The sequence below is a fragment of the Dyella acidiphila genome (genome assembly GCF_014863405.1).
GTDB classification, from domain to species: Bacteria; Pseudomonadota; Gammaproteobacteria; order Xanthomonadales; family Rhodanobacteraceae; genus Dyella_B; species Dyella_B acidiphila.
Genome location: NZ_JACZZA010000014.1, coordinates 83,538 through 105,881 on the forward strand (window position 1 = coordinate 83,538; position 22,344 = coordinate 105,881).

Sequence of the window (22,344 nt, forward strand, 5' to 3'; positions counted from 1 at the left end):
CATGCCGAGCAAGGAAACCGTCCAACGTCAGCGCGCATTCGGTGGAGCGCTCGGCGTGCTCGTGCTGGCGTTCGGGCTTACGTACCACTTTTTTCCGGAGATCTTCCACGTCAGCCCGGAAGAAGTGGCCAATCCGCCATCCCCGGTAGCCGGCGGCTTTTCGCGGCCCGCGCCGGTGCGGGCTGCCAATGTGCCGCCTTCGCCGCAGGAGGAAATCAACGCCGGGCCGCCGCTTACGCTGGCGCCTACCGCGGTGATCGCCGCGCGCCTCAAACGCACCAACGCGCCGCTGCCGGAACAGCTCACCGCCGATCCGCCGCCCGTGCGTGCGCTGATCGAGCGCGCCGGCAAGGCATTCCTGGCCGGGCAGGTGGCCGGCGACAAGAACAGCGCGGCGGCCTTGTATGAGGAAGCCATCAAGCTCAAGCCCGACAGCCGCGCGGCGGTGCAGGGCCTGGATCAAGTGCGCACACATCTAATTGCCGAAGTCACCCAGGACATCGCCATTGGCGATTCCCAATCGGCTGCCGCCCTGCTGGATCAGCTCAAGGCCATTCCCAACACCGCCAACGATGTCGCGCCGCTGGAAGCGAGCATGAAGACGCTGGTGACGGTGCGCCCGATGCTGGCCAAGGCCGCCGGTTTGCTGCAGCAGGGCAAGGCCGACCAGCCCGATGGCAACGATGCGCTGGATCTGTATCGCCAAGTGCTGCAGCTGGATCCGGAAAACGCCGTGGCCGATCAAGGCATTCTGCAGGTACAGCACGTGGTGCTCGATCGCGCGCTGGCCGCCGTGGCGCAGAACGATTTTGCCGGCGCCGAAGCGGCTATTACCGAAGCGCAGGCGATCCGCGCCGATTCGCCGCAATTGCAGGATGTGCGCAGTCAGGTCGACAACATCCGCCAGCAACGCGCCACCGGTGTGCTGGCGCAAGCGCGCTCGGCGCTGGATGCCGGCAATATCGCGCTGGCCAAGCAATTGGCCGGGCAGGCGCAGGCGATCAGTCCGCAGCTGGCCGGCATTGCCGAATTCGAAGAACAACTCACCAACGCGCGCCTGTATGCCAACTACAAGCCGGGCCAGGTGTTTACCGATCACTTTGTGGATATGAACGGCCAGTCGCCCACCATGCTGGTGGTACCCACCGGCGATTTCATGATGGGTGCGCCGGATAACGAATCGGGCCGCGCGGATAACCAGATGCCGCAGCATCAGGTCACGCTCAGCAAGGGTTACGCGCTCTCGCAAACGGATGTCACCGTGGCGCAGTTCCGCGAATTTGTGCGTGCCAGCGGCTACAAGCCCGAATCCATCACTGCCGGCGGCGCCAGCGTGTACGACGAGCGCACCGGCGTGATGCGCGATGATGCCAGCGCTAACTGGCAGGACGATTACGCCGGCCACACCGCTGCCAGCAATCTGCCGGTGGTGAATATTTCCTGGAACGATGCCAATGCCTATGTGCAGTGGCTGAGCCAGCGCACCGGCAAAAAATACCGGCTGCCGAGCGAAGCGGAATTCGAATACGCGCTGCGCGCCGGTAGCACCACGCGTTATTGGTGGGGCAGCGGCACGCCCAAGAGCAAGGTGGAGAACCTCACCGGTTCGTTCGACCGCTCGCCGAGCGGGCGCCGCTGGAGCCATGCTTTCCAGGGCTATAACGATGGTTATTGGGGCCCGGCGCCGGTGATGAGCTTTGCGCCGAATGCGTTCGGCCTGTTCGATATGGACGGCAACGTTTCCGAATGGATGACCGATTGCTGGCACGACAACTACGTGCGTGCGCCGGTGGATGGCAGTGCGTGGGTGAATCCCGGCTGCTCGGTGCATGTGGTGCGCGGCGGCTCGTGGGGCAGTTCGCCCGAGCAGGCGAATTCGGCGTATCGGCAGGGAGCGGATGCGAGCATTCGCAGTGGGCGCGTGGGTTTCCGCATCTTGCGCGAACTTTAAGCATGCAGCTGACGTAGGTTGGGTTAGCACCGCGTAACCCAACGATCCATCTTCGTAGCGACATCGTTGGGTTACGCGGTGCTAACCCAACCTACGCGGTCCGCGCGTTGCCTTTGGGTTTTGAGGCAAGCGCGTGCAACCCCGACCCTCCCCTGCAAAGCAGGGGAGGGAGCTGTGTCGGCGAGTTGCGGTATTCCCACATTTGCGCAATGCACTCCCTCCCTACGTGTCCCACGGGACTAGCTTGGCGTCGAAGTAGGGGAGGGTTGGGGTGGGGTGAAGTCCCCATGCCGCGGAACGCGCCACATGCCATTTGCCTAATACCCCATTGCCCCGCGCATTTAGAAAAGCCAATCCCGCGCCGCAACACTCAAGAAATTTCGACGATTATTGAATCGATCCAAATTTAATCACGTAAATCTTTTGCCCTGCAGCATGGCGATAACTATCTATTCCATGAAAGTCATGGGCTTAGCATGCCGAATGTGAAATTTAGATCGATAGAAATTTTGTTGACAGCCCCGCTTTCCTGGCTTACCAATAACCCGACTTGAGCTAGCGGATATATCAAGTCGAGCGCTTATCCAGCGCCATTTATGCGGCCGCCCACGAGCCGCAAAGGCATGGATAAAAAGTCAGCTGGCAATGCGTGAAGAGGGGCGCCGCCAGCGACAGGAAAACCCTTGCAACACCAATAGCAGGGCTGTGCAAAACACGGCTCATGAGAGGGCTTTTGCGCCTGCTGTGGCGCCGGCCCTGCGCCGCCAAAAGAACAAATGGGGAGAATCATGTACCGCAAGGCAGTGCTTTCGGCAGCCATCGCTGCAACGCTGATGTTCAGCGTCCAGGCCCAGGCCCAGGACACCAATACCTCGCAGACCTCTTCCTCGCCGACGGACCAGCCACAGTCCGGCGCGAAGCCGCAAAACGCCAAAGACACCCAGACGCTTTCTGCAGTAACCGTTACCGGCTACCGCGCGAGTCTGCAGAAATCGCTCGACATCAAGCGCAATGCCGATTCCATCGTCGATGCCATCACGGCCGAAGACGTGGGCAAGTTCCCCGACAACAACGTGGCCGAATCGCTCTCGCATCTGCCCGGCATTACCGTGGATCGCACCTTCGGCGAAGGCGAGCGGGTGAGCATTCTCGGCACCGATCCGGCGCTCAATCGCCTGCTGCTCAACGGCCAGACGCTGGCCTCCACCAACTGGGCCGGCGATCCGGACAACCCCGACAGCCGCTCGTTCGACTACACCATGCTGTCGCCGGAAATCATCGGCACCGCGGAGGTGTACAAAACCCCGCAGGCGCGCATCGACGAAGGCAGCATCGGGGGCACCGTGATCGTCAACACGCGCCGTCCGCTCGACCTGAAGGCCAATACGCTGACCGGCACCGTCAGCTACGGCTACAACAGCAATGCGGAGCAGGGCAAGCCGAATGCTTCCGTGCTGTATAGCTGGAAGAACAGCGACGACACCTTCGGCGTGCTCGGCACCTTGATGCACGACGACCGCATCGTCGACCGCTACGGCACCGAAATTTTCGGCTACCAGAAATTCAACGATCCTACCGACTCGCAGACACAGCCCGGCGGCGATCACTATTTCTCGCCCAGCATCGTGCCGCCGAATGCGCACGGCAGCTATCCCACCTCCATGAACACCGCGTGGTTCCAGCAGCAGCGCAAGCGCGATGGCGGCCAGGTGGCGCTGGAGTGGAAGCCGACCAAGGGCTTCGACCTGAATTTCACCGGCCTGTACACGGTCGACAATCTTTCCAACTTCAACCAGAGCCGCTACGCCTACTGGGGCGACAACGCGCAGGATGCACTCGGCATCGGCCCCACCAATAGCAGCGCCACCAGCGGCTCGTACAACGCCAACGCGCCCACGCATCTGGATGCCTACTACCGCGACAGCAAGATCAAGACCAGCAGCTACAACCTGCGCGCGGATTGGTACGGCGAAGGCTGGGACGCTTCCAGCCAGGTCGGCTACACGCGTTCCATGGGCGGTTCCGACGGCATCTACCTGCTGTCGTTCAAGACCCTGGGGCCCTACAACTGGTCGATGGACGGCCACAATCCGCTGATCAACTACGGCGTGCCTGGCACCGATGCCTCCGCAGCGAACCTGGATGCCACCGGTCTCAACTACGCGCCGTCCTACGATAGCGAGCGCTACTTCCAGTTCGACTTCAGCCACGACATCAACCTCGGGCCGTTTACCCAGTTGCAGGCCGGCATCAAGGCCACCAATCACTTGAACGGCCAGAACGACTACAACGCCACGCTGCCGCCGGTGCAGGATCCGGATCCCGCCAACCAGCTCACGCTGGCGCAGTTTGCCGGCGTGAACACGCCCGGCAATTACCTCAGCGGTCTGCCTGCCACCGACACCATGCGCAACTGGATCACCGTGGACCAGGGCGCCATCACCAGCTACATCAACAATCTGCCGGGCGCCAACCAGCTGAGCCTGGTGCAGTCGGGCAGCTATCACATCGGTGAGCACACGCGCTCCGGCTACCTGCAGGGCAATTTCTCCGGCAACGACTACCGCGGCAATATCGGCGTGCGCTACGTGTACACGCGCGATGCAGTGGATGGCTACACCTACGCCGGCAACGATACGTATGCGCCGCTGACCAAGGTGCACGGTTACGGCGACGTGCTGCCCTCGGCCAACTTCGCCTACAACCTCACCGATGACCTGCTGCTGCGCCTGGCTGCCGCGAAAGTGATTGCCCGCCCGCGCTTCCAGGACATGACGCCGTACGTGGCCACCCAGGATATTTCGCTGACGGCCTCCGGCGGCAACCCGGATCTGAAGCCGTACAAGTCCACCAACTACGACGCTTCGCTGGAGTGGTACTTCACGCCCAAGAGCATCGTGTCGGCGGAATTCTTCTATCGCAACATCTCCCAGTACATCCTTTCCACCACGGTGCTGGAGCCGCTGTACAACTTCACCCTGCACCAGACCGACATCTACCAGACCACCGTGCCGATCAATGCCTCCGACGCCAAGGTGAAGGGCGTGTCGGTGACCTACCAGGGCGATATCGGCTACGGCTTCGGCGTATACGCCAACTACACCTATTCCGACGCCACCACCACCAACAGCTACAACCTGCCGTACAACTCGCGCGATTCCTACAACATCACCCCGTATTACGAGAGCGGGGCGTGGACCACGCGCGTCAACCTCGGCTGGCGCTCGGCGTATTTCACCCAGATCGGCTCGATCGGCGCCAAGCAGATGGCCGATGCCTACACCGAACTGGATGCGTCGGTGGGCTACCAGATCAACAACCATCTGCAGGTATCGCTGGAAGCCACCAACCTGCTCAACGAAACCTATTACGCCTACGACGACAACCCGAACATTCCGCTCAACTCCTACAAGAACGGCCGCACCTATATGTTGAGCCTCAACTTCAAGCTCTAAGTTACCGCACGCCGACGTTGGCGTTCCCCCGTCGCCCCAGCCGCTTGCTGGGGCGTTTTTTTTGCGGGGTGCTGTTGGGATAACCGGCGCTTTCGGCGGCATCGCCTGATGCCTTTGTACGCCAATGCCTACACATCAACCGGATTTCGAATGGGGTTTGTGTACCCGCATATTTGCTAACGTTGGTACCGTCATCGACGCCACCTTTTACGCCCGGCGTCGATGACTCTTGCAGCGATGTGAGAGCGAAGCGCGGATCGTGAGAGCAGCAACTCGCACGACCCGCTGACCACCACCAACTAAGTAGGAGTTGATCATGGCTACCATTGATCATACGGCACGTGTTTGCCCTTCGGATCGCAACGGTCCCATTTTCGAAAGTCCACCACCACGCAGCGCTACGTCTTTGTTGCTACCTAGCGCCGGTGCACCTATGCAGCCCATGGCTGCTCCGTGAAGTCGTCCGTCTCCAGGCCTTCCACACTGTCTGCCTCCCTCCATGGGGCGGAGGCATGGTGGCCAGGCGGTACGTTTTTCTAGCGTTTTACTAACTAAAACCAAGCCAAGGATATAAATCATGACCAAGCAGGCTCATGACGGGCGAGTGCGCCCTACGACATTCTCTTTCAAGCCCGGTGAGGGCATTGCACTGGGTATGGCGGTACTGGAGGACGCTTTGCAGGCGTATCGGAATTTCGAGCAACAGCATCCACACATGGAGCGCACCGTGCCGATGCCGTTCAATGCGCGGCAACTGGAATGGATGCACGCCTCATTGGAGTCGTTGAGCCATTATCTCGGGGAGCGGAAGGGCTAGCTGCTTGCCGTCTGGTGGGTGGCTTGAGGCAAGCGCGTGCAACTCCACCCAACCCTCCCCTGCCGAGCAGGGGAGGGAGCGTATCGGCACAGCCATCAGGCGCCAGTGGATCTGCCGTTCACCACTACACGCTTGCAGTGCTGGATGATCACTCCCATGATGGTGTCGACAAACACTTCCCACCACTGCATACAGGAGCGCCATCTTGCCGAAGGTCAACTACTCTTTTGAGAAGCGCCAGCGCGAAATCGCGAAGAAGAAAAAGCAGGATACGAAACAGGCCAAGAAAGTCGCGGCACGCGACGTCTCAAAGAATGATCCTGGGACGGTTACACCGCCCGGCAAGGATGCATGATCGGCCGGCATCTTGGAGATACGCGGGTTGCCGGCGAAATGCGTTGCCCCATAAACAAGAAGCCCGGCATAAAGCCGGGCTTCTTGTTTTTGACTTGCACGTGCTGCTTCAGATCACCTGGACCTGCGAAGCCTGCAGACCCTTCTGGCCCTGCGTCACGTTGAAGGAGACCTTCTGGCCCTCGGTCAGGCTCTTGAAGCCCTGGGACTGGATCTCACGGAAATGGACGAACAGATCATCGCCACCCTGGTCGCGGCTGATGAAGCCGAAGCCCTTGGCGTCGTTGAACCACTTTACGGTGCCGGTTTCTTGCTGGGACATAATTTTTCCTTGTAACGAGTAAAGCCGGGTAACGGCGGATAGGCTGGTCGCAAGGAGGAGGCGTGTACAACGGTGTAGTGAAGCCTGCATCTACAGCATCGGGCGGCAAATCACGGCGGCCCTCGAAACTCAGCCCGCGCACAATATAGGCCGTCGGCTCAAATGGCAAATAGCAAATGTGCGGCTACTGCCCAAAATGCGGCTTTGGTAGCAATGCCCGGCGTCATCAACGGCCACAGCGATCGATGAAATCGTGTGGGTGGATGCGCGGGTCATGCAAACCCCAGAAGCTAAAAAACCAAGGCCTTTGCGGTGCCTTGGTTCTTCGATATTTGGTGCCCAGGAGAGGACTCGAACCTCCACGGTTTTACCCGCTAGTACCTGAAACTAGTGCGTCTACCAATTCCGCCACCTGGGCAGGTGCCGCTTCGACTTTCGGTCTGTGCGAGCCGCGTAGAGTAAGGATCATCCGATACCTTGTCAACTATTTCTTCACCTGGTGAATCGCCATGCTGCGATTTCATCGGATGGCCCGGCGAAACGGTTCATCTCGTTAATCATCGAGGCGATACTTACGGGTATGACAAAGCGAAAAGATCCAGGCAAGGATAAGGCGCCGCGCAAGTCGGCGAAGGTTCCCAAGGTAGGCGGCGGCGAGCCGAAGGGCGGTCGGCGGCCCCGGGAGGCGCGCGAAGAGGTGGCGGCCTCGCGCAGCGATCCATTCGCCCAGCGCGAGGCGGAGCGCTATGAGCGTCCCATTCCCAGCCGCGAGGCGATCCTCACGCTGCTGGAAGAGCGCGGCGAGCTGCTGACCGAGGCGCGCATTGCCGAGGCTTTGGGGTTGGACGATGTCCAGAGCATCACCGCCCTGGCCAAGCGCCTCAATGCGATGGTGCGCGATGGCCAGCTGCTGCTGGGGCGGCGCGGCGGCTATGCGCCGGCGCGCAAGCTGGACCTGATCCCCGGCCTGGTGCTGGCCAATGCCGAAGGCTATGGCTTTCTGCGGCCGGACGAAGGCGGCGAGGATCTTTATCTGTCGCCGTATCAGATGCGCAGCGTGATGCACGGCGACCGCGTGCTGGCCAGCGTAGTCGGCGTGGATCGCCGCGGCCGCCGGCAGGGTGCGATCGTGGAAGTGCTGCAGCGCCGTTCGCCGCGCCTGGTCGGGCGGGTGGTGATTGATAACGGCGTGACCGTGGTGGTGCCGGACGATCGCCGGCTGCATCAGGACGTGATGATTCCGCCGGGCAAGGAGCAGGGCGCCCGTTCGGGCCAGATCGTGGTGGTGGAGATCACCGATCCGCCCACTTCGCAGCGCGGCCCGCTGGGCGCGATCCGTTCGGTGCTGGGCGAACGCCTGCAGCCATCGCTGCTGGTGGAGATGGCGATTGCCAGCCACAACCTGCCGCACGAATGGCCGCCGGAAGTGTTGCGCGAAGCGGCACAGATCGAGCCGGAAGTGACCGCGGCCGAGCGCGAAGGCCGGGTCGACCTGCGCAAGCTGCCGCTGGTGACCATCGATGGTGCGGATGCGCGCGATTTCGACGATGCCGTGTATGCCGAGCCGCGGCGCGGCGGCGGCTGGCGGCTGGTGGTGGCGATTGCCGATGTGTCGCACTACGTGCGCGTGGGCACGGCGCTGGACAAGGAAGCCTACGAGCGCAGCACGTCGACCTATTTCCCCGGCTTTGTGGTGCCGATGCTGCCGGAGACCTTGTCCAACGGCATCTGCTCGCTCAACCCGAAGGTAGAGCGGCTATGCATGGTCTGCGATATGCAGGTGGATGCGAGCGGCGAGGTGGCGAAGGCCAAGTTTTGCGATGCGGTGATGCGCTCGCATGCGCGCCTTACCTACGACAAGGTGTGGCAGGCGATCGGCCTGCAGGACGCGGACGCGCGGCACGAAGTGGCCGACGTGCTGCCGCAGCTGGAAAACCTGCATGCGCTGTACAAGGCGATGGCCGAGCAGCGCCGCCGCCGTGGCGCCATCGATTTTGAAACGCCGGAAGTGAAGTTTCGCCTCGACCAGACCGGCGAAGTGCAGGCGGTGGGTGCGGTGGAGCGCAACGATGCGCACAAGCTGATCGAGGAATGCATGATCGCCGCCAACGTGCAGGCGGCGCTGTATCTGTCCAAGCGCAAGATTCCGGCGCTGTACCGTGCGCACGAGCCGCCGCCGGTGGAGAAGTACGAAGACCTGCAGCAGTTCCTGCGCGAGTTCAAGCTGCGCATGCCGCCGGTGGAAGAAGTGACGCCGGCCGATTTCTCCGACGTGCTGCGCATGGTGCAGGATCGCCCGGAGCGCGAGCTGATCCAGTCGGTGCTGTTGCGCGCGCAGAGCATGGCGGCCTATCAGCCGGACAATCGCGGGCACTTCGGCCTGGCGCTGACGGCGTATGCACATTTCACCTCGCCGATCCGCCGCTATCCGGACCTGCTCGTGCATCGCGCGATTCGCCATGCGCTGGTGGGCGGCAAGCCGTCCGACTATGTGTATAACGATGCCGCGATGGCGGCCATGGCCATCCATTGCTCGCAGCGCGAGCGCCGGGCGGAAGAGGCCGAGCGCGATGTGGACGAACGCTTCCGCTGCGCCTGGATGGCCAAGCATGTGGGCGAGGAGTTCGAAGGCACGGTCACCGGCGTCACCTCGTTCGGCTTGTTTGTGGAGCTGGAGGAATCGAAGGTCTCCGGCCTGGTGCATATCAGCCAGCTGTCCAACGACTATTACCATTTCGATCCGGTGCGCCATCTGCTGAAGGGCGAGCGCACCGGCCTGCAGTTCCGCCTGGGCGATCACGTGCGCGTGCAGGTGCTGCGCGCCAGCCTGGAAGATCGCAAGATCGATTTCCGGCTGGTGCCGCCGGGCCAGAAGCAAGCGGCGGCGCCTGCGCCGACCGGCAAGCGCTACGATTACGGCGCATCGGGCGATCGCTATTCGCTGCCGGGCAGCCGCGGCGCACTGCCGTCGTTGCCGCCGGTGCCGGGGCGCGACCGCGGTGCGGCCAAGCACGGTGAAGGCAAGCCGGTGAAGAAGGGCGCCGCCGGCAAGCCGACGGCATCCGCGCCGCGCAAGGACAAGACGGGCGCCCAGCCCAAGCCGCATGCCGCCAAGCGGCCCCCGCAGAAACCGAAAGGCAAACGATGAGCGAGAGTTGGATCGTCGGGATCAACCCGGTCGAAGGCGCACTGAGCAATGACGCCGAACGCGTGCGCGAAGTGCTGGTGGAAAACGGCCAGCGCAATGCGCGCGTGCACGAGCTGGCCGAGCGCGCGAAGGCGCTGAAGATTCCGGTGCATCATCGCCCGCGCGAGCAGCTCGACAAGCTGGCTGGCGAAGCGCGCCATCAAGGCATCGTGGCGCTGTACGAACCGCCGCCGATGGCTAGCGAAAACGATCTGCCCGGATTGCTGGAAAAGGCCGGCAACGACGCGCTGGTGCTGGTGCTGGATGGCGTCACCGATCCGCACAATCTCGGCGCCTGCCTGCGCAGCGCGGCGGCGGCCAAGGTCACCGCGGTGGTGGTGCCGAAGGATCGCGCCGTGGGCCTCACCCCGGTGGTGCGCCGTGCTTCGGCCGGCGGTGCCGATCGCGTACCGCTGGTGGCGGCGACCAATCTGGCGCGGGCCCTGCGCACGCTAAAGGATGCCGGCGTGTGGATCACCGGCCTGGCCGGGGATACCGATCAATCCATTTACGACATCGATCTGAAGGGACCGGTGGCGCTGGTGCTCGGCAGCGAAGGCGAGGGCATGCGCCGGCTGACCCGCGAGACCTGCGATTTCGTGGCCAAGATTCCGATGCCCGGCACGATGGAAAGCTTGAACGTGTCGGTGGCCACCGGTGTGGTGCTGTTCGAGGCGCTGCGTCAAAGGAGTGCGCGATGACTTTCTTTTGGTACGACTGGGCCGGCTATGTCGGCGTGGTGCTGGTGCTGCTGGCGTTTCTGCTGCTGCAGGCACATAAGCTGCATGGCAACGGGTTGGTATACCAGGTGATGAATGTGCTGGGCGCGGTCGGCGTGATGCTGTCGCTGCTGTTCGGCGCGTTCAACGCGTCGGCGTTTTTCATGCAGCTGGCCTGGCTGCTGATTGGCGTGTTCGGGATCGGGCGCGGAGCGCGGCTGCGGCGCGAGGCGCGGGAGAGCGGGCAGAAAACCTCGCCGTGGTAACCGCCGTAGGTTGGGTTAGCGCAGCGTAACCCAACAATGCCGCTACAGAACCCACCCGCCCGTCATCCCGGCGCAGGCCGGGACCTGGCAACTTGAGTGTGCGAAAGACACTGGATCCCAGCTTTCGCTGGGATGACGGTGGAGCAGATGCGCGCCGTTCTACCTAGCCCAATACCACCCGCCCGTCATCCCGGCGCAGGCCGGGACCTAGCGACTTGAGTGCGCGAAAGACACTGGATCCCAGCTTTCGCTGGGATGACGGTGGGGCAGATGCGTGCCGGTCTATCTAGCCCAATACCCCCCGCCCGTCATCCCGGCGCAGGCCGGGACCTGGCGACTTGAGTGTGCGAAAGACACTGGATCCCAGCTTTCGCTGGATGACGGTGGGGCAGATGCGCGCCGGTCTACCTAGCCCAATACCTCCCGCCCGGCATCCCGGCGCAGGCGGGGACCCAGCGACTTGAGTGCGCGAAAGACACTGGATCCCAGCTTTCGCTGGGATGACGGTGGAGCAGGTGCGTGCCGGTCTATCTAGCCCAATACCACCCGCTCGTCATCCCGGCGTAGGCCGGGACCTAGCGACTTGAGTGCGCGAAAGACACTGGATCCCAGCTTTCGCTGGGATGACGGTGGGGCAGATGCGCGCCGTTCTACCTAGCCCAATACCCCCGCCCGTCATCCCGGCGCAGGCCGGGACCTAGCGACTTGAGTGCGCGAAAGACACTGGATCCCAGCTTTCGCTGGGATGACGGTGGAGCAGATGCGTGCCGGTCTACCTAGCCCAATACCACCCGCCCGTCATCCCGGCGAAAGCCGGGATCCAGCGACTTTAACTGCGTGAAAGACACTAGATCCCCGCCTGCGCCGCGATGACGGTGGTGCGGCCCGCAATCAGCAGAGCACGCCCTCAATCCGGCCGATCACCCAACTTCACCGGCTCCGGGTTGGAGGTGAGGTCGCGCTTGTCGCGCTGGGCGATCAGCGGTTCGCCCTTGACCTGGAACCACACGTTCTCGGCGATGTTGGTGGCGTGGTCGCCGATGCGCTCGATGTTCTTGGCCATGAACAGCAGATGGGTGCACGGCGTGATGACGCGCGGGTCTTCCATCATGTAGGTGAGCAGTTCGCGGAAATAGGCGGTATAAGCTTCGTCCAGCGCCACGTCGTCCTGCCACACCTTGTAGGCGCGCTCGGCATCGCGATCGCGATAGGCACGTAGCACTTCGCGTACTTCTTCGGCAGCCAGTTCGGCGAGGTGGGCGAGGCCGCCGGTGGGCGTGAGCGGCGCGGCCATCGACAGCGGGATGGAGCGCTTGGCCACGTTGGCGGCGTAGTCGCCGATGCGTTCGATATCGGCGGCGATGCGCAGCGCGGCAAATACGTTGCGCAGGTCGCCGGCGATCGGCGCGCGCAGGGCCAGCAGGCGCACCACGTCGTGGCTGATTTCCTGCTCGAGCTGGTCGATGGCGTCGTCGTTGTGCACCACGTGCTGGGCGGCGCGGTCGTCACGGCGGTCGACCACATCGATGGCCGCTTCCAGCTGACTCACCGCCAGCTCGCCCATGCGTACCAATTCGCCGGTGAGGCGCATCAGTTCGTCGTCGTAGCTCTTGATGATGTGTTCCTTGCTGCTGCCGCTCATGGGTGTTGCCTCGTGTCAGTAGTGTCGGGGTGGGGCATTCGCCGAGAGTGATTTGGATCTCGCGAGGTTGGCCCCTCACCCGGCCCTCTCCCCGGAGGGGAGAGGGGAATAAGGTGGGCGCTTTGCGCCATCAACCAAATCGACCCGTAATGTAGTCTTCGGTCTGCTTCTTGCCCGGCTTGGTGAAGATCTTTTCGGTGTTGTCGAACTCGATCAGCTCGCCCAGGTACATGAAGGCAGTGCGGTCGGAACAACGCGCCGCCTGCTGCATGTTGTGGGTGACGATCACGATGGTGTACTCGTGCTTGAGTTCTTCCACCAACTGCTCGATGCGGCCGGTGGCGATCGGGTCGAGTGCGGAGGTGGGTTCGTCCAGCAGCAGCACTTCCGGGCGCAGGGCGATGCCACGCGCAATGCACAGACGCTGCTGCTGGCCGCCGGAAAGACCCAGCGCGCTCTGCTTGAGCTTGTCCTTCACTTCGTCCCACAGCGCGGCGCTGCGCAGGGCCTGCTCCACGCGGATTTCCATGTCGGCGCGCGACAGGCGCTCGTGGTGGCGGATGCCGTAGGCCACGTTCTCGAAAATGGTCATCGGGAACGGCACCGGCTTCTGGAACACCATGCCGACCTTGGTGCGCAGGCGGTTCATCGAGTAGCTGGGGTCGAGGATGTTCTCGCCGTCCAGTTCGATATTGCCCTTGGCTTCCAGCTTCGGATAGATCGCGTAGATGCGGTTGAAGATGCGCAGCAAGGTGGACTTGCCGCAACCGGACGGCCCGATGATCGCAGTCACCTGCTTCTCCGGGATATCCATGTTGATGCCTTTCAGCGCATGGTAGCCGTTGTAGTAAAAGTGCACATCGCGCACTTTGATCTTGGCAGGCACCGCAGCGCCGGTCAGGGGCGCCGCAGTGGCGGCGGCGAGGTCATTCATAACTCACCTTCTTGCGCGAAAACAGGATGCGGGTCAGCAGGCTCAGCGCCAGCACGAACAGGGTGATCAGCAGCGCGCCAGCCCATGCGATCGCATGCAATGCCGGGTCGGGATCGTTGGTGTACTGGAAGATCGTTTGCGGCAGGCTGGCCATTTTGTCCAGCGGATGCGCGGTCATGTACATGTTGCCGAAGGCGGTGAACAGCAGCGGCGCGGTTTCGCCGGCCAGCCGCGCCAGCGCCAGCAGCACGCCGGTGAGGATGCCGGAGAAGGCTGCGCGCATCAGCACCTGCATGGTCAGCTTCCACTGCGGAATGCCCAGCGACAGCGACGCCTCGCGCAAGGTGCCCGGCACCAGCTGCAGCATTTCGTCGGTGGTGCGCACGATCACCGGCAGGCCGATCAACGCGAGCGCCACGCTGCCGGCAAAGCCGGAGAAGCTGATCGCGCCGCCGGTGAGGCTGTTGATCGGCAGCACCACGATCACATACACGAACAAGCCCAGCACGATCGACGGCGCCGACAGCAGGATGTCGTTGAGGAAGCGGATGGTTGCGCCCAGGCGGGTGGTGCTGGCGTATTCGGCCAGGTAGGTGCCGGCCAGGATGCCGATCGGCGCGCAGATCAGGATCGCCAGCAGATCCATGATCAGGCTGCCGACAATGGCATTGGACAGGCCGCCATCCGCGCCGTAGGCGGTGATCTTGGTGAACAGGCTGAGCTTCAGCGCGCCGAAGCCGCTTTGCGCAGTGATCCACAGGATCCACACCAGGAACATCAGGCCGATCAAGGTGGCCACGCCGCTCAGGCCGAGCGCGACGACGTTGACGATGCGGCGGCGAGCGTAGACGGCGGACATCAGCGGCCCTCCTTGCGGGCGAGCTGGCGCAGCATCAGTCGTGCGATCAGCAGCACGATGAAGGTCACCACGAACAGCAGGAAGCCCAGCGCGATCAGGGCCGAACGGTGCAGGCCCACCGCTTCGTTGAATTCGTTGGCGATGCTGGAGGAAATCGAGGTGCCCGGCATCAGCAGCGAGGCCGTGATGTTGTAGGAGTTACCCAGCACGAAGGTCACCGCCATGGTTTCGCCGAGCGCGCGGCCCAGCCCCAGGAAGATGCCGCCGATTACCGCCGAGCGGGTGTAGGGCAGCACGATGTCCCACACCACCTCCCAGGTGGTGGAGCCGAGCGCATACGAAGATTCCTTCAGGCGTGCCGGCACCGTGCGGAACACTTCGCGCATCACCGAGGAAATGAAGGGCAGGATCATCACCGCCAGCACAATGCCCGCAGTGAGCAGGCCCAGGCCCAGCGGCGGCCCCTGGAACAGCTGGCCGATCAGCGGAATATTGCCGAGCGTGTCGTTCATCCACGGCTCGATGCTGGCCATGAAGGGCGCGAAGATAAACAGGCCCCACATGCCGTAGATGATGGAAGGAATCGCCGCCAGCAATTCGATGGCGGTGGCGACCGGGCCGCGCATCCAGTTGGGCGCGATCTCGGTGAGGAACAGGGCGATGCCGAAGCTGATCGGCACGGCGATGACCAGGGCGATCAGCGAGGTGGTGAGGGTGCCGACGATCGGCGCCAGTGCGCCGTATTTGTCTTCCACCGGGTTCCATTCGGAACTGAACAGGAAGTGCAGGCCGTCCTTGAACAGGATGTCGCGGCCGCCCCACAGCGTGGATAGCGCCGCACCCAGCAGTGCGGCCAGCACGATCAGTGCGCAGCAGCGCAGCAGCAGCCGGAAGATAAGGTCATGACGGGCATCGGCGCGCGAACGATGTTCGGTATCACGGGCGAGCGGTTCGGCGCTTGTAGCGTGCATGCTGAGGCGTTTCCGCGGTTGCTTGTATCTATCAATCAGAACGACGCGCGCAACCGTCCGGTGCGCGCGCCGCGGGAGTCACACTGCCTGCTGTCCTTGCGACAGCGTGCAGCTTACTGCTTGTATTCGCTGGTCCAGTAGGCCTGGATCTGCTGCACCAGCGAATCGGGCAGCGGCACGTAGTCGAGCGAGCGGGCGGCTTCCTGGCCGCTGCTGTAGGCGAACTTGAAGAAGTCGAAGGCAACCTTGGTGTTGGCGGCGTTCTTGGGCGTCTTGTACATGATCACCCACGAGGTGGCGGTGATCGGCCATGCCTGGGCGCCCGGGGCATTGGTCATCAGCAGGTTGAAGTCCTTGGCGTTCTTCCAGTCGGCCGTGTTGGCGGCGGCCTGGAAGCTGGCGGTGTTGGGTTCAACCACGGTGCCGGCCGCGTTTTTCATCTTGGCGTAGCCGATGTTGTTCTTCAGCGCGTAGGCGTATTCGACATAGCCGATCGAGTTCGGGATCTGCTTGATGTAAGCGGACACGCCCTCGTTGCCCTTGCCGCCGATGCCGGCCGGCCACTGCACGGCGGTGCCTTCGCCCACCTTGCTCTGCCATTCCGGACTCACCTTGGACAGGTAGTCGGTGAAGTTGAAGCTGGTGCCCGAACCGTCCGAACGATGCACCACGGTGATGCGCGAGCTCGGCAGGTGCACGCTCGGATTGAGCTTGACGATGGCCGGGTCGTTCCAGGTGGTGATCTTGCCGAGGTAGATGTCGGCCAGGGTGGTGCCGTCCAGCACCAGCGCACCCGGCGCAACGCCGGCCACGTTGAAGGCCGGCACGATGCCGCCGATCACGTCAGGGAACTGGCCCAGGCCGAACTTGGCCAGGTCTTCCGGCTTCAGCGGCATGTCGGAGGCGCCGAAGTCCACGGTGCCGGCCTTGATCTGCGCAATGCCGCCGCCCGAACCGATCGACTGGTAGTTGATGTGGTTGCCGGTCTTTTCGGCATAAGCCGCCGACCACTTGGAGATGACCGGATACACGAAGCTGGAGCCGGCACCGGTGATGTCGGTGGCCTGCGCCGTCAGGCCGAACATGGAGGCAGCGAGCGCAATGGCGAGCGCGCCGAGGCGAGACGGGGATTTGATTGAGGTCAACACAAAGGCTCCTTGAGCGGTAAGTGGCGAATCTGTGAAAGCGTTTGCCGATTCCGCGTATTGCAGGGTCTGGGTGTTGCAATGAGATGAGATGAATATTGCAGTGTGATGACAATCGCAAAATCTTGATGACATCAGCCCGGGAGCACGCTCCCGACGCGCTCCAGCTCCAGCACTTCCAACTGGCGCAGGCGATTGACGATGCGGCAGAAAAGCAGGGCGGTGCGCTCGGCGTCATAGACCGCCGAGTGCGCTTCGCGCGAATCGAAACTGTAGCCGGCCGCCAATACGGCCTTGCTGAGCACGGTCTGCCCGTAGGCCAGGCCGCTCAGGGTGGCGGTGTCGAAGCAGCTGAAGGGATGGAAGGGGTTGCGCTTGTGGCCGACGCGGCGCACGGCGGCGTTGAGAAAGCCCAGGTCGAAGGCGGCGTTGTGGCCGACCAGGATGGCGCGCTGGCAATCGTTGTGGCGCACCGCCTGGCGCACCGCCTGGAAGATGTGGTCCAGGGCGAGGCGTTCGTCCAGGGCGCCGCGCAGCGGGTTGTCCGGATCGATGCCGGTGATCTCCAGCGCGCGCGGGTCGATGTTGGCGCCGGGAAACGGTTCCACGTGCGTGGACACGGCCGGATGGGGATAAAGATTGCCTTCCTGGTCCATGCCGATGGTGACCGCGGCGATCTCCAGCAGCGCATCGCGCTCGGCATCGAAACCGCCGGTTTCCACGTCCACCACCACGGGCAGAAAACCGCGGAAACGCTCGGCCATGCGGGCCGCCAGACTGTTATTGAGTTGCTCCATCCGGCAAGCATACAAGAGCGCGGTAGCGGTCGCGGGCGCTGGGCTGTCGGCCGCGTCGGTGTCGCTTCATCTATATGCATGCATGGCCGCGCTTCCGGGCGCACGCCTAATAACCGATTCGTGTAACAGCTGAATGACCGAACCGTATGGTTTTGTCTTGCTTCTGTCACATAACATCCATCTAACGGTAAACCTCCCGCCCGATGATGCGCGCATCCCGCCGGCTGCCTCCAGGGGAAAACTAGAGCGCCGGTGGCTTCATCAATAAAGCGGAGATATTCCATGCGTTCCAAGATGCTCACGGTGGCCATTGCTGCCGGTTTGGGCTTGACCAGCGTTACTGCTGTGTCTGCTCAGACGTCCCAGAAAGTGACCGTCAGCGCCGCCGAACTGGCGCAGATGAAGTCCGAGATCCAGGCACTGGAACAGAAGGTTCAGGACCTGGAGTCGCAGCAGCAGGCGCAGCAGCAGGCGCAGGTCGAAACGGCGCAGTCCGTGCAGGCCACGCAGGCGCAGGTGCAGGCCACGCAGAAGCAGGTGGTTGCCGCTACGACCGAGCACAAGGGCGATATCCTGGGCGGCACCGGTGGCGTGAAGTGGACCTTCGGCGGCTTCCTGGCTGCTGAAACGGCGTACCGCTCGCGCGACACCGCGGATGATATCTCCACCAAGTTCACCGCCATTCCGTTCCAGGGTGGCACCAGCACCGCGCCGATCAATACGGCCAGCGGCGCTACCACCAGCTATCCGGTGACCAACGCCCGCAACAGCCAGTTCGTCTACAGCGCGCGCCAGAGCCGCCTGTCGATCAAGGCTGAAGGCGATATCAACGACACCACCCACGTGACCGGCTACTACGAGACGGACTTCCTCGGTGGCGCCCAGACGGCGAACATGAACGAGAGCAACTCGTTCAACATGCGTATCCGCCAGTTGTGGACCAACATCGATTGGGACGACTACGGCCTGCATCTGTTGGGCGGTCAGGCGTGGTCGCTGATGACCCTGGACAGCGTGGGTATCACCCCGACCAAGGAAGTGCTGCCGCCGACCATCGACGCGCAGTACGGCGCGGGCTTCAACTGGGCTCGCCAAACGCAGCTGCGCCTGGTCAAGGATTGGGACAAGAAGTGGTGGCTGGGTATCTCGGTTGAAAATCCGCAGACCGCCGGCATCGGCGCCACCGCCGGTACGGGCACCAAGGGTTATGCGACCACCACCGCGACGGTCCAGGCCGGTTCGCTGTATGACACCCTCAACACCGTGTCGCTCAACCAGATTCCCGACATTCTCGTGAAGTTTGCGGCCGATCCGGGTTGGGGCCACTACGAACTGTTCGGCATCTCGCGCCAGTTCACCACCCGCGTCACGCCGACCACCGCCAACGGCGGCCCCGGCGCCACCAGCAACCAGACCGCGCACGGCGGTGGCTTTGGCTTCGGCATGCTGCTGCCGCTGGTGCCGAAGGTGCTGGACTTCCAGCTCTCCGGCATGGACGGCAAGGGCATTGGCCGCTACGGCACCTCGGGTCTGAACGACATCACCTACACGGCCAGCGGCGCGCCGCATCCGCTGAAGGAAAACATGGCGCTCGGCACGCTGACGTGGCATGTCTCCGACGCTTTCGATCTGTATGCCGAAGGCGGCCGCGAGCAGCAGGACAGCTACCAGACCCTCGGCCTGAACGGCAAGCCGCTCGGCTACGGCGCTGCTGACCTGGGCTACAACAACAGCGACTGCTTGATCTACGGTGCGCCGTCCGATTGCACGGGCCAGAACCGCAGCGTCAAGGAACAGACGATCGGCTTCACCTGGAAGTTCTACCAGGGCAAGTTCGGCCGCGTGCAGTTCGCTACGCAGTTCTCGCATCTGTCCCGTCAGCTGTACTCCGACAACAAGGGCTTTGCGCCGACGGCCGCGGACAACATGTTCTTCACCAGCTTCCGCTACTACCCGTTCTAATCGGTGGCGCGCTGTTCGATGTAAATGGTTATCTGAAGGGAGTTGTACCCAAGGACGGAAAAACGGCGGGCTTAGCCCGCCGTTTTGCTTTTTGTGCGTTGGCGATGCGCGTGCTGTGCGTGCATCGCCAACGTGAACGGACACATGTCGCATGCATGCGTTTCGGCTTGCAGTGCAGCATGGCAATCCGATAACTTTGTCCGCATGTTTTTACGTCGCACATCTTCCTTGCTGCTTACGCTCTGCATCTTCATCGCACTGGTGCTGATGAACGGCAGCGCGTTTGCGCATGTGCAGATGCATGCGGATGCCTCGCCGCATGGCGTGGCACCGCAAGCCGCCGGCGTTACGGTGCTTGCCTGGCAGAACGCCGGCGACGCGGATGCCTGCGGCGATTGCGCTGCCATGCAGGACAGCGACAGCGATGACGAGCCGGCGCTGCTCTTTCCCCTGAGTTTCGCGCTGGATTACCTTGTCCCGGCCGCACCCGTGAGTGCTGCTGCGGACACTTATAGCGCCCCCTCCGCGTCCTTGCTGAGGCCGCCACGCTTCGCGTGATGGTTGCGGCGGCCTAGCGTCGCCGCCTTTGCGATTTACCGATAAGCGCGCATATGGCGTGGCATCGCCGCGCATCCGCTTTATCGCGTCATTCCTTTGCACGGTGGTCATGACCACCGCGGCCTACTGCACGTGAGGTTTCCCCATGAAACGTTTGATCGATGGTTTCGAGCATTTCCGCCAGCAGGTATTTCCGCTGCAGCGCGAGCTGTTCAAGAAGCTGGCCTCGGGCCAGAGCCCCGGCACCATGTTCATCACCTGCGCCGATTCGCGCGTGATGCCGGAACTGATGTTCAACGCCCAGCCGGGCGAACTGTTTGTCTATCGCAATATCGGCAACATCGTGCCGCCGTATGCGCAGCACGTGAGCGGCGTGGTGGCGGCGATCGAATATGCGGTGCGCGTGTTGCAGGTACGGCACATCGTGATCTGCGGGCATTCCGATTGCGGGGCGATGAAGGCGCTGCGCAAACCGGAACTGGTGCGCAGCATGCCGTCCGTCGCTGCATGGCTGAAACATGCCGATGTCGCGCGCTATGTGGTGGAGCAGAACCATGCCGAATTGTCGGACGAGCAATGCCTGCAATGCCTGACGCGCGAGAACGTGGTGGGCCAGCTCGAACATCTGCGCACACTGCCGGTGGTGGCCGCGGCACTGGCCAGCGGCAGTCTCAGCATTCATGGCTGGGTTTACGACATCGCCCTTGCGGAGCTGCAGGCGTTCGATGCGCAGCGCGGGCGTTTTGTCGAAATCCGCGCTGGCCACGATCAATTGCCCGAAGCCACGCCGCATCTGCGTTTTGCGGCGGCGGTGGCCAGTGCAGCGTAAGGAGCGTGCCGTGATTCGAGGATATGTTTCGCAAGGTTTGTTCGGGCGCGATCTGCTGGGTTCGATCGTGGTGTTCCTGGTGGCGCTGCCCTTGTGCATGGGCAGCGCCATCGCTTCCGGCATGCCGCCGGCGGCGGGGCTGATCACCGGCATTGTCGGTGGCATTGTGGTGGGGGCGATCGCCGGATCGCCGCTGCAGGTGAGCGGTCCTGCGGCAGGACTGGCGGTGCTGGTGTTCGAGCTGGTGCGCGAGCACGGCGTTGCGGCGCTGGGGCCGGTGGTGTTGCTGGCCGGCTTGATTCAGGTGCTGGCCGGCATCGGGCGCGTGGGTGTGTGGTTCCGCATGATTTCGCCGGCGGTGGTGGCGGGCATGCTGTCCGGCATCGGCATCCTGATCGTGGCGTCGCAGTTGCACGTGCTGATCGACGCGATGCCCAAAGCGCGCGGCCTGGAGAATTTCGCCGCGTTGCCGGGTGCGCTGGCCAGCGCAGTCGGCGGTGAAGCGGGCAGCGTGGCGGCGTTGCTGGTGGGTGTGTGCACCATCGCCATCATGCTGGGCTGGGAGAAGTTGCGCCCTGCGTCGCTGAAGTTCGTGCCCGGTGCCTTGCTGGCGGTGGTGTTGGTGACGGCCACGGTGCAATGGTTGGGCACCGGTGTGAAAAAAGTGGAGGTTCCGTCCAACCTGTTTGCCGGCATCGCCTTGCCGACTTGGGACAGCCTCTCCGCCGTGGCACAGCCGTCGCTGCTGGTGGCGGCGCTGACCTTCGCGTTGATCGCCAGCGCGGAAACACTGCTTTCGGCCGCAGCCGTCGACCGCATGCATAGCGGTGCACGCACCCACTACGACCGCGAACTCACCGCGCAGGGCATCGGCAATATGTTGTGTGGCCTGCTTGGCGCGTTGCCGATGACCGGCGTGATTGTGCGCAGTGCGGCGAACGTGCAGGCCGGTTCGGCCACGCGCATGGCCACCATCCTGCATGGCGGCTGGCTGCTGGTGTTCGCCATGCTGCTGCCGTGGCTGATGCGCATGACGCCGGTGGCCTGCCTGGCCGGCATCCTGGTCTATACCGGCATCAAGATGGTGAATATCAAGCAGATCAACAGCCTCGCCCAGTATGGACGCGGTACGGCGTTGATTTATCTGGCCACGACGATCGCCATCGTCGCGACTGACTTGTTGACCGGCGTGCTGATCGGCTTCGCGCTGTCGCTATTGCGGCTGGCCTTGCAGTCGTCGCGACTCAAGGTGGGGCTGGACAAGCACGACCAGCCGGGCACTGCGCTATTGCAACTCGATGGCGCCGCAACCTTTCTCAAGGTGCCCGCACTGGCGCGTACGCTGGAGCGCGTGCCGCCGAATACGCGCCTGCTGCTGGAAGTGGAGCGTTTGCATCACGTGGATCAGGCCTGTCTGGAGTTGCTGGCGGACTGGGGGCGTAATGCGGGTACGCGCGGTTGTGAGTTGGTGGTTGATTGGAATGCTTTGCATCGGCGCGTGGAGGGTGCGCGCAAGGCCGCTTAGGCGTTGGATGGTGCGGGTTGGGTTACTCCGGGCTGTTTCGGGGTAGCTCAA

18 protein-coding genes and 1 tRNA gene are annotated in these 22,344 nt (G+C 63.1%); 11 read left to right on the forward strand and 8 right to left on the reverse strand.

Features of this window, described 5'->3' with window-relative positions; all coding sequences use genetic code 11:
* Window position 1 precedes the first annotated feature (1 nt).
* From IGX34_RS19365 to IGX34_RS19380, 4 genes are all read left to right on the forward strand, one after another.
* Entirely contained in the window at window positions 2-1,951 is a 1,950-nt protein-coding gene (locus tag IGX34_RS19365; protein WP_192557390.1) for an SUMF1/EgtB/PvdO family nonheme iron enzyme, read from the forward strand.
* 788 nt (window positions 1,952-2,739) lie between these two features.
* Window positions 2,740-5,406, forward strand: coding sequence for a TonB-dependent receptor (locus tag IGX34_RS19370; RefSeq protein ID WP_225737622.1), 2,667 nt, complete (start codon window positions 2,740-2,742; stop codon window positions 5,404-5,406).
* Window positions 5,407-5,983: 577 nt separating this feature from the next.
* Window positions 5,984-6,223 (forward strand): hypothetical protein, encoded by a 240-nt coding sequence (locus IGX34_RS19375; RefSeq protein ID WP_192557392.1) that lies wholly within the window; start codon window positions 5,984-5,986, stop codon window positions 6,221-6,223.
* A 205-nt stretch (window positions 6,224-6,428) separates the two neighbouring features.
* Window positions 6,429-6,578, forward strand: coding sequence for a hypothetical protein (locus tag IGX34_RS19380; protein WP_192557393.1), 150 nt, complete (start codon window positions 6,429-6,431; stop codon window positions 6,576-6,578).
* 108 nt (window positions 6,579-6,686) lie between these two features.
* Here IGX34_RS19380 and IGX34_RS19385 read toward each other — a convergent pair whose 3' ends face one another.
* Window positions 6,687-6,899 (reverse strand): cold-shock protein, encoded by a 213-nt coding sequence (locus IGX34_RS19385; RefSeq protein WP_192557394.1) that lies wholly within the window; start codon window positions 6,897-6,899, stop codon window positions 6,687-6,689.
* A gap of 333 nt (window positions 6,900-7,232) precedes the next feature.
* A tRNA-Leu gene (locus IGX34_RS19390) sits at window positions 7,233-7,317 on the reverse strand.
* A 162-nt stretch (window positions 7,318-7,479) separates the two neighbouring features.
* Between IGX34_RS19390 and rnr the strand changes: the two genes are divergently transcribed.
* The 3 genes from rnr to IGX34_RS19405 are packed head-to-tail and all read left to right on the forward strand — an operon-like array spanning window position 7,480 to window position 11,071.
* The gene (gene rnr, locus IGX34_RS19395) at window positions 7,480-10,047 is read left to right on the forward strand and encodes a ribonuclease R (RefSeq protein WP_192557395.1); all 2,568 of its coding nucleotides are present in this window, start codon (window positions 7,480-7,482) and stop codon (window positions 10,045-10,047) included.
* Window positions 10,044-10,787 (forward strand): 23S rRNA (guanosine(2251)-2'-O)-methyltransferase RlmB, encoded by a 744-nt coding sequence (gene rlmB, locus IGX34_RS19400; protein ID WP_192557396.1) that lies wholly within the window; start codon window positions 10,044-10,046, stop codon window positions 10,785-10,787. The genes rnr and rlmB overlap by 4 nt, the downstream gene beginning before the upstream one ends.
* Window positions 10,784-11,071 (forward strand): CBU_0592 family membrane protein, encoded by a 288-nt coding sequence (locus tag IGX34_RS19405; RefSeq protein WP_192557397.1) that lies wholly within the window; start codon window positions 10,784-10,786, stop codon window positions 11,069-11,071. The genes rlmB and IGX34_RS19405 overlap by 4 nt, the downstream gene beginning before the upstream one ends.
* Window positions 11,072-11,978: 907 nt before the next feature.
* Here the strand turns inward: IGX34_RS19405 and phoU are convergent.
* The 6 genes from phoU to rnt all read right to left on the reverse strand — a co-directional run bounded on the left by phoU (window position 11,979) and on the right by rnt (window position 17,419).
* The gene (phoU, locus tag IGX34_RS19410) at window positions 11,979-12,713 is read right to left on the reverse strand and encodes a phosphate signaling complex protein PhoU (protein WP_192557398.1); all 735 of its coding nucleotides are present in this window, start codon (window positions 12,711-12,713) and stop codon (window positions 11,979-11,981) included.
* A gap of 130 nt (window positions 12,714-12,843) precedes the next feature.
* On the reverse strand, window positions 12,844-13,647 hold the full coding sequence (gene pstB / locus IGX34_RS19415) for a phosphate ABC transporter ATP-binding protein PstB (RefSeq protein WP_192557399.1): 804 nt from the start codon (window positions 13,645-13,647) through the stop codon (window positions 12,844-12,846).
* On the reverse strand, window positions 13,640-14,506 hold the full coding sequence (pstA, locus tag IGX34_RS19420) for a phosphate ABC transporter permease PstA (RefSeq protein WP_192557400.1): 867 nt from the start codon (window positions 14,504-14,506) through the stop codon (window positions 13,640-13,642). Before pstA ends, pstB begins: the two co-directional genes overlap by 8 nt.
* The gene (gene pstC, locus IGX34_RS19425) at window positions 14,506-15,477 is read right to left on the reverse strand and encodes a phosphate ABC transporter permease subunit PstC (RefSeq protein ID WP_192557401.1); all 972 of its coding nucleotides are present in this window, start codon (window positions 15,475-15,477) and stop codon (window positions 14,506-14,508) included. Before pstC ends, pstA begins: the two co-directional genes overlap by 1 nt.
* Before the next feature lie 113 nt (window positions 15,478-15,590).
* Window positions 15,591-16,625 carry a phosphate ABC transporter substrate-binding protein PstS gene (gene pstS / locus IGX34_RS19430; RefSeq protein ID WP_338015513.1) on the reverse strand — a complete coding sequence of 345 codons (1,035 nt, stop codon included), beginning with the start codon at window positions 16,623-16,625 and terminating at the stop codon, window positions 15,591-15,593.
* A 131-nt stretch (window positions 16,626-16,756) separates the two neighbouring features.
* Window positions 16,757-17,419, reverse strand: coding sequence for a ribonuclease T (gene rnt / locus IGX34_RS19435; protein WP_192557403.1), 663 nt, complete (start codon window positions 17,417-17,419; stop codon window positions 16,757-16,759).
* A 282-nt stretch (window positions 17,420-17,701) separates the two neighbouring features.
* Between rnt and IGX34_RS19440 the strand changes: the two genes are divergently transcribed.
* The 4 genes from IGX34_RS19440 (at window position 17,702) to IGX34_RS19455 (ending at window position 22,293) form a co-directional block, all read left to right on the forward strand.
* Window positions 17,702-19,381 carry a coiled-coil domain-containing protein gene (locus IGX34_RS19440; protein WP_192557404.1) on the forward strand — a complete coding sequence of 560 codons (1,680 nt, stop codon included), beginning with the start codon at window positions 17,702-17,704 and terminating at the stop codon, window positions 19,379-19,381.
* Between the two features lie 204 nt (window positions 19,382-19,585).
* Complete coding sequence (locus IGX34_RS19445; RefSeq protein WP_192557405.1) at window positions 19,586-19,939, forward strand: hypothetical protein; 354 nt, start codon at window positions 19,586-19,588, stop codon at window positions 19,937-19,939.
* A 145-nt stretch (window positions 19,940-20,084) separates the two neighbouring features.
* On the forward strand, window positions 20,085-20,768 hold the full coding sequence (locus tag IGX34_RS19450) for a carbonic anhydrase (RefSeq protein ID WP_192557406.1): 684 nt from the start codon (window positions 20,085-20,087) through the stop codon (window positions 20,766-20,768).
* Complete coding sequence (locus IGX34_RS19455; RefSeq protein ID WP_192557407.1) at window positions 20,665-22,293, forward strand: SulP family inorganic anion transporter; 1,629 nt, start codon at window positions 20,665-20,667, stop codon at window positions 22,291-22,293. The genes IGX34_RS19450 and IGX34_RS19455 overlap by 104 nt, the downstream gene beginning before the upstream one ends.
* Window positions 22,294-22,344 lie beyond the last annotated feature (51 nt).

Excerpts from the sequence above, each read along its gene's own strand:
- IGX34_RS19365 (WP_192557390.1), top strand. The coding sequence starts at position 2 with ATGCCGAGCAAGGAAACCGTCCAACGTCAGCGCGCATTCGGTGGAGCG.
- IGX34_RS19370 (WP_225737622.1), top strand. The coding sequence starts at position 2,740 with ATGTACCGCAAGGCAGTGCTTTCGGCAGCCATCGCTGCAACGCTGATG.
- IGX34_RS19375 (WP_192557392.1), top strand. The coding sequence starts at position 5,984 with ATGACCAAGCAGGCTCATGACGGGCGAGTGCGCCCTACGACATTCTCT.
- IGX34_RS19385 (WP_192557394.1), bottom strand. The coding sequence starts at position 6,899 with ATGTCCCAGCAAGAAACCGGCACCGTAAAGTGGTTCAACGACGCCAAG.
- rnr (WP_192557395.1), top strand. The coding sequence starts at position 7,480 with ATGACAAAGCGAAAAGATCCAGGCAAGGATAAGGCGCCGCGCAAGTCG.
- rlmB (WP_192557396.1), top strand. The coding sequence starts at position 10,044 with ATGAGCGAGAGTTGGATCGTCGGGATCAACCCGGTCGAAGGCGCACTG.
- IGX34_RS19405 (WP_192557397.1), top strand. The coding sequence starts at position 10,784 with ATGACTTTCTTTTGGTACGACTGGGCCGGCTATGTCGGCGTGGTGCTG.
- phoU (WP_192557398.1), bottom strand. The coding sequence starts at position 12,713 with ATGAGCGGCAGCAGCAAGGAACACATCATCAAGAGCTACGACGACGAA.
- pstB (WP_192557399.1), bottom strand. The coding sequence starts at position 13,647 with ATGAATGACCTCGCCGCCGCCACTGCGGCGCCCCTGACCGGCGCTGCG.
- pstA (WP_192557400.1), bottom strand. The coding sequence starts at position 14,506 with ATGTCCGCCGTCTACGCTCGCCGCCGCATCGTCAACGTCGTCGCGCTC.
- pstC (WP_192557401.1), bottom strand. The coding sequence starts at position 15,477 with ATGCACGCTACAAGCGCCGAACCGCTCGCCCGTGATACCGAACATCGT.
- rnt (WP_192557403.1), bottom strand. The coding sequence starts at position 17,419 with ATGGAGCAACTCAATAACAGTCTGGCGGCCCGCATGGCCGAGCGTTTC.
- IGX34_RS19440 (WP_192557404.1), top strand. The coding sequence starts at position 17,702 with ATGCGTTCCAAGATGCTCACGGTGGCCATTGCTGCCGGTTTGGGCTTG.
- IGX34_RS19445 (WP_192557405.1), top strand. The coding sequence starts at position 19,586 with ATGTTTTTACGTCGCACATCTTCCTTGCTGCTTACGCTCTGCATCTTC.
- IGX34_RS19450 (WP_192557406.1), top strand. The coding sequence starts at position 20,085 with ATGAAACGTTTGATCGATGGTTTCGAGCATTTCCGCCAGCAGGTATTT.
- IGX34_RS19455 (WP_192557407.1), top strand. The coding sequence starts at position 20,665 with ATGCGCAGCGCGGGCGTTTTGTCGAAATCCGCGCTGGCCACGATCAAT.